This is a genomic window from Pedobacter sp. (assembly GCF_045627485.1).
GTDB lineage: Bacteria > Bacteroidota > Bacteroidia > Sphingobacteriales > Sphingobacteriaceae > Pedobacter.
On sequence record NZ_JAZQNU010000104.1, the window covers coordinates 1 to 14,911 of the forward strand.

Below are 14,911 nucleotides of genomic sequence, written 5' to 3' on the forward strand. Positions count from 1 at the left end.
AAAACAGTATTGTTTATCAATTCCAGTAATGAGGATTATACGTCCAAATACCTGAACCAACATCAGGCAGCTTTACTTACTGCAAATACTTTAAAAACAGAAAAAACCTTAGATACGCCATCGCGCAGCTAAGGTTTCCAAAAATTATATGATCCCGTTGAAATAACCTTCAACGGGATTTTTTATGCTGGTTTATTTAGTTTCTGTAGGTAGGAGTATAGCACCACATCTAAACCGTAAATGTCATTTCTAAATTGCAGGGTGCCGTTAGCATCAACCCAGGTGGTAAAGTAAGTTAAGTAAACAGGAACCTGTGTAGGTAAGGCAATGTCTTTTGCTTCCTGGTTCTCAGTTTTTGCCATCTCTGTTTTGATCACCTCATATTGTTTGCTGTTGCCAAATAAAGCCTGAGCAAGCTCCAGCGGTTTTTCTACACGTACACAACCGTGACTTACCGCTCTCACTTTCTTGTCAAAAGCGGCCTTGGCTGGTGTATCATGAAGATAAACAGCAACGTCATTTTTGAATAGGAATTTAATTTTACCCAGTGAGTTATCGTCCCCTGGTCTTTGTTTAAACGAATAGTTTTTGCCTGTTGCCGGATCCGACCAGTCTATTAATTCCGTATCTTCTATAATCTTTCCGTCCTTAAATACATCAATATTATTATTTGATAAGTAATAACGATCTGCAGCAGCATGTTTTCTAATTTCGTTAGTGGCAATACTTTCTGGAATATTCCAAACCGGATTTACCTGCACGCTGTGAATCATACTTCCAAGTTGAGGCGTTTCACGTCTAAACGGACGATCTTTCTTTAAATCAGTTTCGTCATACTCTTTAAGTTCATCGCTTGCGTTTAGTTTACGGCCTTCGCCCACGCAAACCTTCATATTAAGAACAGATTTATCATTTTCCATTACATTAAGGGTAAAGTCTGGAATGTTAACCACAACATATTTCTTGTCATCTGTTCTGTTTTTCCAGCGAAGTCTTTCCAGGTTAACCTGTAACATGCGAAGGGTTTCTTCTTGTGTCATTCCTGGCGCTACAACACTGCTTGCTAAACCTTTTTGTAAAGCCAGGTATTGCGGGCTTTTAGGTTGTATGCTATCCAGGTAGTTTTTTAAATCCTTTACAGCAAATACACGCATCATCGAAACACTATCTGGTCTATCTGTTTCCGTGTAGTAAGATGCATAGATCCGTCTCGGACTAATCATCCCATACTGCATGGCATTACTGTAGTCAATGAGTGAGTTTGCGGTAAGTAACTCTAACTCAGCAATAGTTTTGTATGCTTCTTCAACAGTTTTAATTGCTTTTTTATCGTACACTTTTTCAACCAAGCCGGATAGGGTAGGGGCACTGAATATTTGCGGATCCAGCCCATGGGTGTTTGCCTGGGTCAAATAAGTAGACAAAGTTTTTAGCTGTTCGTCAGGAAGGTGGCTTGTTACCAGTACCGGATCAAAGTCATTACTTTCATAAAAAGCAGTAATCAGTTTAGGATTTCTAAGCATTGATTTTTTTTCTTCCAGTGTTTTTTTGAATACGGCGATGAATGCATCCGTTTCAATACCTTTGTAGACTTTATTCTTCGTTTCTTTAAATAACACCTGGCCTATGTCGGAGCGACTTTTCTTACAGGATTGTAGGGTAGCCAGGGCCAGAAATAATATTATCAGGCAGCTTATTTTGCCTGTGTTCGCATAAATTTTCTTGTTCATGCAACTAGTATAATAAATTTCATGCCTCTTTTTTATTTACTGATATTTCAAAGTGTTTTTACTTAATAAAATACGAATGTTAACACTTATCCACAATATATTTTTCAAACTTTCTTGTATGCTTGTGCTAATGAATAAGTTATAAAAAAGACAAAATTTTCCTACTCAATGTTAGTAAAATTTGTGATCTTCGCATCCCCAACCACGGGGATGTCCTGAACGCTCGGGAGGTACTAAACCTATAAAACTAAAGAACTATATGATTAACACTTGTACACAAGTATGGAATAACTGTCTTCAAATTATTAAGGATAATATCCCTGCCCAGAGCTTCAAAACCTGGTTTGAGCCTATTATGCCCCTGAAATTGGAGGATAAAGTTTTGACGATACAGGTGCCGAGTTTATTCTTTTATGAGTGGTTGGAAGAACATTACGTAAGCTTGCTTCGTCGTACCCTTAAGCTTCAATTGGGTGATGAAGGGCGCTTGGAGTATAACATCGTTGTAGACAAAAGTTCAAACGGCGTTTTGCCTTATACCACCAAGATGCCATCAAGTGGAAATGGCTCTGACAACCGTAAGCAAAGCATGAATGTACCGGTTAATATTAACCGCGATATCAAGAACCCTTTTGTGATCCCTGGATTGAAAAAGATACAGGTTGATCCACAGTTAAATCCTAATTACACTTTCGAGAATTATGTGGAAGGTGATAGTAACCGACTGGCACGTTCTGCGGGGCATGCTGTTGCTGCTAAGCCAGGGGAAACTTCCTTCAACCCACTGATGATTTACGGCCCGTCAGGGATGGGTAAAACCCACCTTGCACAAGCCATCGGTAACCAGATCAGACAAACACTTCCGGATAAACTGGTAATCTATGTTTCTTGTGAGAAATTCTGCCAGCAATTTGTGGAATCGCTAAAGAATAACACGATCAATGATTTCGTGAACTTTTACCAGGCTATGGATGTAATCATTATGGATGACGTGCATAATTTTGCGGGTAAAGAGAAAACGCAGGATATTTTCTTCCATGTGTTCAACCACCTGCACCAATCCGGTAAACAGATTATCATCACTTCTGATAAAGCACCAAAAGACTTATCAGGATTAGAAGAACGTTTATTGAGTCGTTTCAAATGGGGCCTTTCAGCAGATTTGTCGCTGCCAGACTTACAAACCCGTATCGCCATTCTGAAGAAGAAAATGTATGTTGATGGTATTGACTTACCTGATGAGGTAGTGGAATATGTTGCACATAACATTAATAACAACGTCAGAGAGCTGGAAGGTGCCATGGTTTCATTATTGGCCCAATCAACCTTGAACAGAAAAGAGATTGATTTGCCATTGGCTAAGGCAATGATGAAAAACTTTATCAAAAACACCAACAAAGAGGTGTCAATGGATATCATCCAGAAACTGGTTTGTGAGTACTTTGAAGTGCCTATGGACTTGTTAAAAGCATCTACCCGTAAACGCGAAGTGGTGCAGGCCCGTCAAATCTCTATGTATTTGTCTAAGGCCATGACCAGATCGTCGTTAAAAACTATAGGTGCCTTTTTTGGCGGGAGGGATCACTCCACTGTTATTTACGCCTGTCAGACGGTAGAAGACTTAATTCAAACCGATAAAAAGTTCAGAACTTACGTAAACGATATTGAGAAGAAACTAAAGATGGGGTAATCACTTCTTTCTGGAAGCGAAAAGGGCTCCAGTTACCAGCGCATCTTCAGCAAACCCCAGGGTCGCATCAGGTACGTTGGAATTAAGCCTTAGCTCTTTCCTTAAATTATACATCGCATAAGAAGATACAATAGCCGTAAGGCCACCAACTAAAGCTCCAGTAAAGGGGCTTTTTTTGGCTAAAGTGTATATCACTGCACCAGATATGGCACCCATCAAGGTTCGCGCGGTTAAGGGTGCGGGGGCTACACGGTCGGGTGTTTCAGGTAATTTGTCACCTACAAATTCGCCAGCAGCAAGGCCATGTATTGTTTTTGACACAATTGGATTGGCTAGTATACGTAAAGGCTTTGATAGAGGCAATAATACCTGATGCTGGTGTATTAAATTACTGGTGAAAGCAAGTGCTGAAACACTTCTCATGCCCGATATCCAACCCGCTGCCAAGGTTTTCAGGATGTAATGGTCGTTCATTTTGATAGCTGGTTTAATTTTCATAGGAGACGCTTGTTTTTGTTTATATGCAGCTAAACAACAGCAAGGTGACATTTTAGTTCTAAAAAAAATAGCCACCTGGATAACTTCCAGGTAGCTATTTTCAATAATAATATTGAATATTAATTATTTTTTAGAAATCTTATATAATTTACCGCCATCAGTTACGGCGTACAAGGCGCCATCTTGTCCCGGTGCCAAGGCACGGAAACGTTGACCCTCATCTTTCAATAAACGCTCTTCACCAACAACTTTGTCGTCTTTAATCACCAGACGGGCAATGTGTGTACCACTTAATGCACCAACAAACAGGTTGCCTTTCCATTCTGGAATTACATCGCTATTGTAGAAAGCAATTCCCGAAGGTGAGATACTTGGATCCCAATAATATACTGGTTGTTCCATGCCTTCTTTTTGTTGAATGGCATCGCCAATTTTTTCCCCACTATATTCTAAACCATAAGTAATAACTGGCCAGCCATAGTTTTTACCTGAGCGGATGATGTTAATCTCATCGCCACCACGTGGTCCGAATTCAGCTTCCCATAGCTCTCCGGTTGTTGGATTCCAAGCAAGTCCTTGTGGATTACGTAAACCGTAGGCAAAAATTTCCGGTTTAGCTTTAGAGGTGCTTGCGAAGGGTCCCTTACCAACTGGTTTGCCGTCCTTTGTGATATGAACAATCTTACCAAGGGTTGCATCAAGATCCTGTGCTTTCACACGCGTTTCTTTTGTTGAGCGTTCCCCGATACTAACAAACAAGTTTCCTTCTTTGTCAAATACAATACGTGATCCGTAATGCAGGTAACCTTTAAACCTTGGTGAGGCGCGGTAGATCACTACAGGGTTTTCTATACTATTCTCATCTGAAGATAATTTACCTTTAGCAATTGCAGTAACGGTACCGTCTTTGGTCTCTTCAGAATAACTCCAGTAAACCATCCCGTTAGATGCAAACTGTGGATCGATGTTTACATCAAGCAATCCACCCTGACCTTCTGCAGTTACTTTTGGTAAACCTGCAATGTTTTTTACTGTAGCACCGTCTGCCGATACTAAAACCAGTGTTCCACCTTTCTGTGTAATTAAGAAACGACCATCTGGTAAAGGGCAAATGGCCCATGGATTTTTAAGCGTACTGTTTAACACGTCGATAGACAATGCCGTATTTGTCTTTACACCAGGAGCACGCGTTTGTCCTTCAAGGGCAGCTTTGTAATCCGTATTTGGTGGGTTGGTTTCCACTGGAGGCAATTTCGTGGTGTCAGCCGCCGCGCTATCTCCCTGGCCATTTGAATCAGAAAGCTCGGAGTTGTTATTACATGCTGCTGTTGCAGACAAAAAGGTCATCCCAATGACCATCGTTTTGTAACTTATCAATCTCATAGAAATTATCGTGTAATTATGACGAAAATATATTCGTATTTAAAGATATAGCATTCGAAAGCGTTTTGCAAATCATTAAAGCTAAAAACTGTATATCAGCAAAACCCTGAGGCGGTATAAGTGTTATGCAAGAGAACTAAAATCTATCATTATGCAAAACCTAAATCAAAGACCAGAAGACGAAGAAGAAGAAATTCAAAACATCGAACAGTTCCAGGTTAAACGTACGCCGGTAAACGATCAGGATGGTGAGGAGTTTGGCGACGAAGAAGATGATCTGGACCTGGATGAGGACCTGGATGAGGACTTATACGATGATGATGACGATGAGGAGGACGAAGATGTTGAAGAAATCGTTGAAGAGGACATTATTATTGATGACGAAGAGGAGGATGAGGAACTATAAGTCATATGGATAACATCGAAATTTTAAATAAAGAAACTTTATCGCAGCGAAAATATCCTTTAGAATGGATTACTTATAGTAAACCCGATCGCAAAGGAGAAATACAGCAACAGGATAAAGAAGTATACTATCGCCCTGACGCGGTATCTGTACTGTTAGTGGAGGAGGAAAAGGAGAAGCTGCTGTTTACAAAACAATTCAGGTTACCTACGTTTTTAAATGGCAACGAATCCGGCTACCTCCTCGAAACCTGTGCAGGATTAATTGATGAAGGAGAGAGCCCAGTGGAAACCGCACATCGCGAAGTGAAGGAAGAGACTGGTTACAACATTACTGACTTGAAAGAAATTGGCGGCGTGTACACTTCCGCCGCCGGTTTAACAGAGTTTTTGCATCTTTTCACCGCCCATTATGAAAGTGAAATTGATCATGATTCTTTTGGTGGTCTGGAAGAGGAGGCAGAAGAAATAGAACTGGTAGAGCTGAGTTTTGACGAGGCCAGGGCTAAACTGATCGCAGGAGAAATTTTCGATGCCAAGACGATGATCTTGTTACAACATTTTTTTATGGGGCGAAGCTAACGCCCCATATTTCCCCAATTACCAGGTTCGGCCTGTAACCAGATTTCCAGATTACCACCAGCCATAATCTGATCATAGGTGATAGTTTTGTTGTCATATAATTTGCCATTCAAAAACACCTTGCCGATGTAAATAGCGTCAGGGCTATCTTTATGTGTTAGGATCTCGAAAATTTTATCACCTTTTAACCTCATGATCAGCTGGTCAAATAATGGTGAAGTAAGCTGGTATTCATTGGAAACAGGATTAACCGGGTAAAAGCCCATGGATGCAAAGCATGGGGAAATAGGGAGCCAGTCACCTTGTTGTCCTTTCAGTATTAAAGATTGTGCAAAAGCGTTACCAACAAGTATCGGCCGCTGTTGATGTAAATTGCATGAATTCGGCACGAGCGGTAACTATCATTTCTACCTCCAGATTTTGTTGAGGTAAATAGAAAAACTTCCATAGTCCTGTGTACAGGACCCGCTTAGCCAATGCGTACCTCGAAAACCATTAATCTTGGTGTCTTTATAAAAATAAGGCGGAATACATTTATTTTCTGTCAGCTGTGTTTGCGGGGTCCATTGTGTCATGGCAAAAGGCAAACCTACTGCAGGTATGGTATTGGCATTTTTTTCTGAACCTGCTTCGCTATGTTTTAGTGCAGCCAAGGTAGTAGAACCCGCGGTGCCTGCCATTGGCTGGACATAGGGCAGCAGATTTTGCGATGGCAGCTGTGCAAAAGAAAACCAGGCCTAATGTCGTTAACTTTTTGAAAAAGCTTATCCCTTGTAAGTATTTAGTTTTCGAGTCGTCCTGCATAGATGAAGATTAAGTTTACCAGAAAACCGTATATAATGCCACCAGGATGCCCATGATCAGGATTGATCCAAAAGCAAAACCTGTGGTGATCCTGAACATGGAAGAGTCAACTTCAATGGCATCACTTTCTTTTTCTTTTTTCGGATTAATCAGCGTAATGGCCACCATCACTAAAACGATGGTGACGAAAGTGATAGCCATACGGTCTAAGAATGGATAATCAGGGAAAGCACCATTGGTCCATACAGGAAGAAACTTCAATACGGTTGACATTGGGATGGTGAGTAGCGCACCAGTCATTGCTGCCGTTGCCGTGGTCCGTTTCCAGAAAAAGCCCATCAGGAAGATAGCCAGTACACCTGGAGAAATAAAACCTACATATTCCTGGATAAACTGGTAGGCTTGATCAAGGGTTTTTAGGGCCGGAGTAACCAAACCGGCAATGACCATGGAAACCACAACAGCCCAGCGGCCAATCGTCACCATTTTACGCTCGGAAGCCTCTTTGTTAAAATACTTTTTATAAATATCGAGCGAAAATATGGTCGAAATACTATTGGCCTTACCCGCCAGGGAAGCCACAACAGCCGCTGTTAAGGCAGCAAAGGCTATACCTTTTAAGCCTGCTGGCAGTAAGTTCATTAAGGTAGGATAGGCCTGATCAGGTTTTACCACACCGGCTTCATTCATCATCTCCTGCTGAAAGAGGCCCTGGTTATGCAATACATACATGATAATACCGGGTAATACGGCGATAATTGGAATCAGGAGTTTTAGAAAAGCGGCGAACAATATACCGTTACGTGCTGTTTTTAAATCAGCACCCAGGGCTCGCTGAACAATGTATTGATTGCATCCCCAATAAGCGAGGTTGTTTACCCACATCCCGCCTATGAGTACAGATAAACCCGGTAAATCTTTGTAATAGGGGTTTGAAGGTTCAAAAATCATGTGAAAGTGTGAAGGAGCTTCCTGCCTTAATATAGACAGGCCTTTAATAATATCATTACCATAGCCAAACTCCTGGGACAGTAAGGTAAGTGCAAGGTAAGTTGTTACCAGGCCACCTATAATTAAAACCACCACTTGTATCACATCTGTATAACCAATTACCTTCATTCCACCCAAGGTTACAAACATGGCGAAAACGACCAGTCCGATAATACTCCATTCAAAACTGATGGGTGAAATGGAAGAAATGGCCAAAGCACCCAGGTAAATGATCGACGTGAGGTTTACAAAAACATACACCAATAGCCAGAAAATAGCCATAATGGTACTCACCTTATCATTATACCTTACTGAAAGAAATTGCGGCATAGTGAAGATCTTATTCTTCAAATAGATTGGAATGATGAATATAGCCACGATAATAAGGGTGGCGGCCGACATCCATTCGTAGGTAGATATGGCTAACCCTAAGGCAAATCCGGATCCTGACATGCCGATAAAGTGCTCTGCAGAAATATTGGAAGCAATTAACGAAGCGCCAATGGCCCACCATGTTAATGAACCTTCGGCAAGGAAAAAATCCTTAGAACTTGTCTGTGCGCTCTTCTTTCGGTTGTAGATGTAAAATCCATAGGCAGTTACAGCAAAGAAATAGATAAAGAAGACGATATAATCGGCAAGTTGTAATTGGTTCATATTTGGTGAAGTCGAAACAAAAATTATCCTGGAAAATAAATTAGGTGTAGGTTAACCAACCAGCACCAGGTAATGATAAGCGATAATAAGAAATTAATCTCAATATTCTGGATTTTGTGAAAGTTTTTGGCGAAGCCTGGCCATGAGCAAGTTGAGGGTGCCATTAAGAAACAAGAGAACAGATTTCGCCCCATAGTTTTGCTGTGCTACATAGAGCAAAACTTAAAGGTATGAAATCTGAAAAACTGTTGGCAAAAGCCCGAAACTGTAATTAGAATTTCAGTGTCTGTGGGAAGTATTTAGCCGCTAAATCTTCATAGTACGGCTTTAATTCTGACCAGTTTGGAGCAACTGGGCTTTTAGAATATAAGTCGTATGGATTAAAAAGGTCTACCCATTTAAACATCTCTTGGTCGTGCTCATCCATCAAATGGTTGTAAGCATGCTCGCGGTGTTGGGAATAAAAGGAATGATACCTTAACATGTATAATCCAGATTCTGGCAGGTAATCTTTAGCCATATGGTATACATATTCATCATGCCCCCAACTCATGTGTACATTTTTTAAACCGCAATTAGGAGTGTAGACACCGTATTTGGTATTGTATCTAGGATCGTGATAATCGGGGTTATCCTTAAAGAACTCAGCGTATACAATTTTGTCGGAGAATGCACAGCCTACCGGGAAGGTGTCACCTACAACTGCCCATTGTGGCTCACCAAATAGGCATAATACTTTTCCCATGTCGTGTAGTAAACCAACCATCACCATCCAGTCGGGATGTCCGTCCCGGCGAATCGCTTCTGAGGTTTGTAGCAGGTGTTGGAATTGATCAAGGTCGGTATCCGGATCAGATTCGTCTACCAATTGATTCAAAAACTGAAAGGCATCCCAGAAAGGCATCTCACGCTTGTTAAATTGCAGGTATTCTGCTTTTTTATCTAGGACAAACTGGTAGGTCTGGTAGTGGTGATTTAACCTGTAAAACTCCCGTACGTTGTCTTTTTCCGTGCTTTCGTAATCTCTAAAAGCTTCAGTAGCCTTGCCGTCTGAAATAGAGTTAGGGTCCGGATAGCGTTGCAGCGTATCATCTTCCCAAACATCAAGGCTTTTTAACGGGTTAATCTCTTTTGGCTCCAGGTTATTATAAGCAGGTTTCATACGTATAGGTTTTAGATTTACAATTTGGTCATTCTAAATTGAGGAATTTAGCGCTGGTTGTTCAGCATATGGAGATATTTTTTTACGCAACCGTTTTCGTAGAAGCACTTTATTGGTAATTATTTGTAGTTTCCACTATTATTTACCAGGCGCTGAGGCATCAATGAGTAAGATAACGATCAAAACATTAGCAAAAGAACTTAAATTGTCGGTTTCAACAGTGTCTAAAGCCATGCGCGATAGCCATGAAATCAGTCAGGAAACCAAGTTGCGTGTTAATGAGCTGGCCAAAAAGCTTAATTATGTGATCAACCCCTATGCGAGCAGCCTTGGAAGTAAAACCAGTAAGACCATTGGTGTGGTTATCCCAGAGGTGGTAGATAGTTTTTTTGCACTTGCCATTAATGGCATTGAGTCGGTGGCTCAGGAAAACGGTTATCATGTGTTGATCTATTTAACGCATGAAAGCAGGGAGAAAGAGCAAAACATCCTGATGGACTTTGAGAGTGGCAGGGTCGACGGTGTGCTGATGTCTGTATCCCGCGATACGCAGGATCACCTATATATAGACGAACTGATGCAGGCGGGACTGCCTTTTGTGTTTTTCGACCGTGTATTTGATGATGTAGAAACTTCCCAAATTACGACAAACGATTATGAAAGTGCATATTTAGCAACAAAGCATCTACTGGAACATGGCTGTAAAGAAATTATGTTCCTCGCGTATTCCAAAAGCCTGTCAATAGCCAGCAAAAGACTACAGGGCTATACAGCAGCGCTTGCCGAACAAGGTTTGGTGGTGGCGCAGCAAAACGTAATTACTTTTGACCATGACTTCAACGCCAGCTACCTGCAATTGAAGGGGAGACTTCAAGAGGCTAATCGCTCGGATGGGGTATTGGCTTCGGTCGAAAAACTGGCCATCCCGATTTACCAGGCCTGTGAAGAATTACACCTAAGTATCCCGGGCGACCTGCAGGTCATTAGCTTTTCTAACCTCGACACCGCTGCTTATTTAAATCCGCCTTTATCCACCATCACACAACCGGCATTCGAAATCGGTAAAGTTGCTGCTACGGCACTGATGACATTCCTGAAGCGCAAAGATAGTGTACAGGTAAAAGAAGAAATCGTTATTCCTTCAACACTCGTGGTCAGGAAATCAACGAAAGCGTAAACTATTAATGAAAAGGAGCTGAAAAAATTTATTATTCATCATCAAGTAAAGTGACGCAATTTTTGCTTAAAGTTGTCAGGCGCTCTGGTAGGGTAGCTAAAGCAGCAGTATTCCTGATGCTTTTGTACAGACCTTGTAAAATATTTAAGCCTCTTTCGTCTGGATCGCAAGCCTGGGCTTTTTCGAAAAAGGGGATTGTTTTCTCTACCTGAATTTTATAAGCTTTGTAAGTTGTTTCATTCAACGTAACGTTTTTCGCTTTAGCGGAAGCGGTTACTGCTTGACCTAAACTATCACATTTTTTGAGATGAAGGAATGCTAATGCGTTATGGGTAACATAATAATCAGGCTCTAATTGAAGAGAAGCTTCATAGTGTGCAATGGCTTTTTCCGGAAGTCCGGTTACTTCATAAATCCTCGCGAGATGGAAATTTATATTTGCTACCTGTTTATCGTTTAATTCTGCCGAGCGATTTAATAACGCCAGTGCTGTGCTGATGGTTTTATTGTTTTCACTCTCTTCCGATCTGGAAGTCAAGTAGTCTAAATATAAATCTTTAATGTCCTGGGCATTGGCCATGGTGATGCTAAATAACAGGAAGGAGCAAAGGAGAAGCGTTTTTTTCATAGTTAGAATTATAAAAGTGTTTTGTACAGGTGAGGGTCTCTTAGCCCGAGGCTTCGTTAAATTAATATTGTGTTTATAAAAGTAAACATATTAATTAATTACGAACTAATCACTTGCGTTTAATAATAAAAAGGAAATTTTCAAAATGGGGGTGGGTGCAATACGCTTGCAAATGCGTGTTAAAAGAAAACCCTGTAATTGTTAAATTACAGGGTTTGAAGTATTTAAGTGGTACACCCAATAGGATTCGAACCTATGACCTACGGTTTAGAAAACCGTTGCTCTATCCAGCTGAGCTATGGATGCATTTCCTATTTCTTGGAGCGCCAAAGATAGGAGAAAAGCCCTTAAACAGCAAATAAATTTAGTTTTTTCTGCTAAGGAACTGAAAATAAGGCTAAAATTTTATACTTAGCTTCTTTGACGGGTGTGCTTCTGCGTAAGTAAGGATCAAATTTAGGATATAATCATTGGAAGGGTATGGCTTGAGCGCCGATTTTAATGTTTCCAAATCGTTGACATCACTATAATGGGAAACGTATCCCATGCCGTAAAACTGTCCTTTCTCTACCCATAAACAACTTTGCTCTTCCTCGTTCCGGCCCTGGTCAATTAAAGCAAAAGAGGGCAGCAGGGTATGAAGAGACTGCAGTGCATACTTTACACGAACATTGTAGGAAGCAGCTGATTCTGCACCAATACAGGCACCTGTACAAGAACCTAATGCGTGGCCTGTACAAGCCGTTCTTTTACTTTGGATAAAACACAACTTTTCACACAATATATGTTCTTTGATCAACATGCGGAGCAGTTGGTGGCCATCGGCCAGGCTGTTGAAGCTATAGAGTGACAATACCTGTTTTTTGTACTTATCAATGCCCAGGCGTTTATAGCCCTGCTGGTCAGTATAGGAAACCAGGGCATATTTCTGTTCAAATCTTTTCATTGCCCGGTTGCTGCTAGGCCAAAGTCTTTTAATCTCCGTAGCCTCTAAAATAAAGGCCATCAGCTCTGTGCCACATATTTCATAATCCACATGATGGATACTTCGTAGAAATTCCTGGCGCTGCGGACCAGCATTATTGCCTGTGAAATGGGAACAGACCCGCTTTTTGATGTTTTTTGCTTTTCCAATATAAACCACTGCGCCCTTTTCGTCTTTGAAATAATATACCCCTGGTTTGTCTGGCAGCCCATCAACGCAACTTTTGGCCAGGTTAGGGGGGAGCGCCTGTTCTTTAGAAGCCTTATGTAATGATTGTTTGATATACCCATCAGTATCAGCTTTCAAAAGCAGTCCTAATAACTCAGCCGTTGCTGCCGCATCACCACCGGCACGGTGGCGGTTTTCTATGTTGATTTTTAAGCTGTTGCACAGTTTGCCCAGGCTGTAAGTTGGAAAACCAGGAAATAGCTTCCTGCTTAATCTTACCGTACATAATTTTTTGCATTGCAAATCGTAACCAGCTAACGCCAGGTGATGTTTAACAAAGGAGAAGTCGAAGTTTACATTATGCGCTACAAATATGCGGTCTTTAAGCAGGTTGTAAATGGTTTCGGCCACCTCCTCAAATACCGGGGCCTGCTCTACCATATCATTGCTGATTCCGGTTAAAGCCTCGATATAAGGGGGAATAAAACTTTGTGGATTGATCAGGGTCTCAAAGGTATCAAGCACCCTCGTTCCATCATGAATTTGTATGGAAATTTCGGTAATCCCGTTCCCTGATGCAAATCCACCGGTGGTCTCAATATCTACAACAGCATATTGCATGGTTAAATAGAATTAATATCTGGCAAATATACTAATTTTATTAGCAATACAAGCTGCAAAATACAATCAAACATCTTCATAATTACGCCAGCTGCTGATGAATCTCTGAGGTGACAATCTGTATAGGGTTTGATAACATCTTATGAATCGGGCATTTGTCGGCAATTTGTATTAAACGCGTACGTTCAGTTTCGGTTAGGTCTCCCTGCAGGGTGATAGACCGGTTAATGACAGTTCCAGCGTCAATTGTAGCTTCCGGCGCCATGGCCAGTTCAATTTTAATTGCACTAAGTTTATATTGTTTCCGATCGGCGTACATGCGGAGCGTGATAGCGGTACAGCTGCCTAAACTGGCTAATAAGAGTGCTGCCGGCGACATTCCTTCATCTGTTCCACCCATCGACAAGGGTTCGTCGGCATAAATAAAATGACCCCCTGAATAGACTTTGGTCCGGTAATGTGATTCGTCTATTTCTGTAATCGCTGTAATTTGTTGTTCGTTGTTCATGGTTAAATTTTTCTAAACTTACGAATATCTTCAGTGGGGATGAAAAATGGTTATATGCGGTGCCATCAGCACTGTTTAACCAAACGAGAAATGGTAGGTTGAGGCTGCGAAAGGAGCTTTTTAATAAGAGCGTGAAATGTTAATAATTTGTTAATATCTTCTTTAACTCCAAGAAACATTTTATATACAGCTTTGTTATTCATACTCATTAGCCAAATATATTATGTTCAGCAATTATCATAATTTCGATTTTGATCTGCAAGGAAAACATGTTAAGGGATTTTGCATGCGCATCCCTGACGATTTTCATGAAACCTATGCGGTAATAATGGATGGCTGCCATTCTTTTTGCATATGGCTTGATGGAAACTCGACCTGGAAAACTTCTAAATACACAAATGTAGAACCAGGCGTGTTGGAAAGGATACTCAATTCACTGAACATGAGTAAAACTACTTAAGCGTTATTCGTTAAATACGTATTCTTTAAATTTCCTTGTTAAGCGGTTTGCAGCCAGGGTGTTGGTTATTTTTTTGTTGTAAATTTAGTTAGTTGAATTCATCCTAATAACTAAAGATATGAACGGAAAATTTACCCTATTCCTTTCCTTAATCTTATTTTGCATATCCTCAAGTTTTGCGCAGAAGGTTGTAAGGGGCAAGGTGACGGATGCAAGTGACAAAACCGGAATTCCTGGAGTCAGTATTAAGATCAAAGGCCTGAACGCAGGTACAGTAACTGATCAAGAAGGTAATTACAGCCTGAAGCTGGAGCAAGCAAACAACCCCAGACTTGTATTTAGTGCCATTGGCTACACACATCAGGAGGTGAGCGTTGGTAACCGGAACACCATCAATATTGCTTTGGCAGGCAGTACCCAGAGCCTGGCGGAGGTTAATGTAGTTGGCGCATTGGGTATCACC

Annotated in this window: 16 protein-coding genes and 1 tRNA gene; 6 read left to right on the forward strand and 11 right to left on the reverse strand. The window is 41.1% G+C overall.

Annotation, left to right across the window (positions count from 1 at the left end):
- Nucleotides 1–182 precede the first annotated feature (182 nt).
- Nucleotides 183–1,730, reverse strand: a complete 1,548-nt coding sequence (locus ACR2F3_RS07945; RefSeq protein WP_432709450.1) for a L,D-transpeptidase family protein — start codon at nucleotides 1,728–1,730, stop codon at nucleotides 183–185.
- A 259-nt stretch (nucleotides 1,731–1,989) separates the two neighbouring features.
- Between ACR2F3_RS07945 and dnaA the strand changes: the two genes are divergently transcribed.
- A complete protein-coding gene (gene dnaA / locus ACR2F3_RS07950; RefSeq protein WP_432709451.1) occupies nucleotides 1,990–3,420 on the forward strand; it encodes a chromosomal replication initiator protein DnaA in 1,431 nt (476 codons plus the stop codon).
- On the opposite strand, the gene ACR2F3_RS07955 is transcribed toward dnaA, so the two are convergent.
- Entirely contained in the window at nucleotides 3,421–3,918 is a 498-nt protein-coding gene (locus tag ACR2F3_RS07955) for a DUF4126 family protein (protein WP_432709452.1), read from the reverse strand.
- 123 nt (nucleotides 3,919–4,041) lie between these two features.
- Nucleotides 4,042–5,301 carry a PQQ-dependent sugar dehydrogenase gene (locus tag ACR2F3_RS07960; protein ID WP_432709453.1) on the reverse strand — a complete coding sequence of 420 codons (1,260 nt, stop codon included), beginning with the start codon at nucleotides 5,299–5,301 and terminating at the stop codon, nucleotides 4,042–4,044.
- A gap of 151 nt (nucleotides 5,302–5,452) precedes the next feature.
- Between ACR2F3_RS07960 and ACR2F3_RS07965 the strand changes: the two genes are divergently transcribed.
- The gene (locus tag ACR2F3_RS07965) at nucleotides 5,453–5,707 is read left to right on the forward strand and encodes a hypothetical protein (RefSeq protein WP_432709454.1); all 255 of its coding nucleotides are present in this window, start codon (nucleotides 5,453–5,455) and stop codon (nucleotides 5,705–5,707) included.
- A gap of 5 nt (nucleotides 5,708–5,712) precedes the next feature.
- A complete protein-coding gene (locus tag ACR2F3_RS07970) occupies nucleotides 5,713–6,288 on the forward strand; it encodes an NUDIX domain-containing protein (protein WP_432709455.1) in 576 nt (191 codons plus the stop codon).
- Here ACR2F3_RS07970 and ACR2F3_RS07975 read toward each other — a convergent pair.
- From ACR2F3_RS07975 to ACR2F3_RS07990, 4 genes are all read right to left on the reverse strand, one after another.
- A complete protein-coding gene (locus ACR2F3_RS07975) occupies nucleotides 6,285–6,677 on the reverse strand; it encodes a glycoside hydrolase domain-containing protein (protein ID WP_432709456.1) in 393 nt (130 codons plus the stop codon). The two genes, ACR2F3_RS07970 and ACR2F3_RS07975, sit on opposite strands and share 4 nt — an antisense overlap.
- Nucleotides 6,678–6,695: 18 nt before the next feature.
- The gene (locus ACR2F3_RS07980) at nucleotides 6,696–6,968 is read right to left on the reverse strand and encodes a hypothetical protein (protein ID WP_432709457.1); all 273 of its coding nucleotides are present in this window, start codon (nucleotides 6,966–6,968) and stop codon (nucleotides 6,696–6,698) included.
- A gap of 139 nt (nucleotides 6,969–7,107) precedes the next feature.
- Nucleotides 7,108–8,739, reverse strand: coding sequence for a sodium/sugar symporter (locus ACR2F3_RS07985; protein ID WP_432709458.1), 1,632 nt, complete (start codon nucleotides 8,737–8,739; stop codon nucleotides 7,108–7,110).
- 271 nt (nucleotides 8,740–9,010) lie between these two features.
- Nucleotides 9,011–9,901: an inositol oxygenase family protein gene (locus ACR2F3_RS07990; RefSeq protein ID WP_432709459.1), complete on the reverse strand. Its 891-nt coding sequence runs from the start codon at nucleotides 9,899–9,901 to the stop codon at nucleotides 9,011–9,013.
- A 163-nt stretch (nucleotides 9,902–10,064) separates the two neighbouring features.
- Here ACR2F3_RS07990 and ACR2F3_RS07995 point away from each other — a divergent pair, with 163 nt between their 5' ends.
- Entirely contained in the window at nucleotides 10,065–11,078 is a 1,014-nt protein-coding gene (locus ACR2F3_RS07995) for a LacI family DNA-binding transcriptional regulator (RefSeq protein WP_432709460.1), read from the forward strand.
- A 31-nt stretch (nucleotides 11,079–11,109) separates the two neighbouring features.
- On the opposite strand, the gene ACR2F3_RS08000 is transcribed toward ACR2F3_RS07995, so the two are convergent.
- From ACR2F3_RS08000 to ACR2F3_RS08015, 4 genes are all read right to left on the reverse strand, one after another.
- Complete coding sequence (locus ACR2F3_RS08000) at nucleotides 11,110–11,706, reverse strand: hypothetical protein (RefSeq protein ID WP_432709461.1); 597 nt, start codon at nucleotides 11,704–11,706, stop codon at nucleotides 11,110–11,112.
- 229 nt (nucleotides 11,707–11,935) lie between these two features.
- Nucleotides 11,936–12,012, reverse strand: a tRNA-Arg gene (locus ACR2F3_RS08005).
- Between the two features lie 91 nt (nucleotides 12,013–12,103).
- A complete protein-coding gene (locus ACR2F3_RS08010) occupies nucleotides 12,104–13,480 on the reverse strand; it encodes an exonuclease domain-containing protein (protein ID WP_432709462.1) in 1,377 nt (458 codons plus the stop codon).
- An 82-nt stretch (nucleotides 13,481–13,562) separates the two neighbouring features.
- Nucleotides 13,563–13,988: an OsmC family protein gene (locus ACR2F3_RS08015; RefSeq protein ID WP_432709463.1), complete on the reverse strand. Its 426-nt coding sequence runs from the start codon at nucleotides 13,986–13,988 to the stop codon at nucleotides 13,563–13,565.
- A gap of 223 nt (nucleotides 13,989–14,211) precedes the next feature.
- On the opposite strand from ACR2F3_RS08015, the gene ACR2F3_RS08020 reads away from it, so the two are divergent.
- On the forward strand, nucleotides 14,212–14,448 hold the full coding sequence (locus ACR2F3_RS08020) for a hypothetical protein (RefSeq protein ID WP_432709464.1): 237 nt from the start codon (nucleotides 14,212–14,214) through the stop codon (nucleotides 14,446–14,448).
- Nucleotides 14,449–14,566: 118 nt separating this feature from the next.
- Nucleotides 14,567–14,911, forward strand: a 345-nt coding sequence (locus tag ACR2F3_RS08025; protein WP_432709465.1) for a carboxypeptidase-like regulatory domain-containing protein, incomplete at its 3' end; no start/stop codon positions are given.

Coding starts and splice junctions, on each gene's coding strand:
- ACR2F3_RS07945 (WP_432709450.1), bottom strand. CDS start 1,730: ATGAACAAGAAAATTTATGCGAACACAGGCAAAATAAGCTGCCTGATA.
- dnaA (WP_432709451.1), top strand. CDS start 1,990: ATGATTAACACTTGTACACAAGTATGGAATAACTGTCTTCAAATTATT.
- ACR2F3_RS07955 (WP_432709452.1), bottom strand. CDS start 3,918: ATGAAAATTAAACCAGCTATCAAAATGAACGACCATTACATCCTGAAA.
- ACR2F3_RS07960 (WP_432709453.1), bottom strand. CDS start 5,301: ATGAGATTGATAAGTTACAAAACGATGGTCATTGGGATGACCTTTTTG.
- ACR2F3_RS07965 (WP_432709454.1), top strand. CDS start 5,453: ATGCAAAACCTAAATCAAAGACCAGAAGACGAAGAAGAAGAAATTCAA.
- ACR2F3_RS07970 (WP_432709455.1), top strand. CDS start 5,713: ATGGATAACATCGAAATTTTAAATAAAGAAACTTTATCGCAGCGAAAA.
- ACR2F3_RS07980 (WP_432709457.1), bottom strand. CDS start 6,968: ATGGCAGGCACCGCGGGTTCTACTACCTTGGCTGCACTAAAACATAGC.
- ACR2F3_RS07985 (WP_432709458.1), bottom strand. CDS start 8,739: ATGAACCAATTACAACTTGCCGATTATATCGTCTTCTTTATCTATTTC.
- ACR2F3_RS07990 (WP_432709459.1), bottom strand. CDS start 9,901: ATGAAACCTGCTTATAATAACCTGGAGCCAAAAGAGATTAACCCGTTA.
- ACR2F3_RS07995 (WP_432709460.1), top strand. CDS start 10,065: ATGAGTAAGATAACGATCAAAACATTAGCAAAAGAACTTAAATTGTCG.
- ACR2F3_RS08000 (WP_432709461.1), bottom strand. CDS start 11,706: ATGAAAAAAACGCTTCTCCTTTGCTCCTTCCTGTTATTTAGCATCACC.
- ACR2F3_RS08010 (WP_432709462.1), bottom strand. CDS start 13,480: ATGCAATATGCTGTTGTAGATATTGAGACCACCGGTGGATTTGCATCA.
- ACR2F3_RS08015 (WP_432709463.1), bottom strand. CDS start 13,988: ATGAACAACGAACAACAAATTACAGCGATTACAGAAATAGACGAATCA.
- ACR2F3_RS08020 (WP_432709464.1), top strand. CDS start 14,212: ATGTTCAGCAATTATCATAATTTCGATTTTGATCTGCAAGGAAAACAT.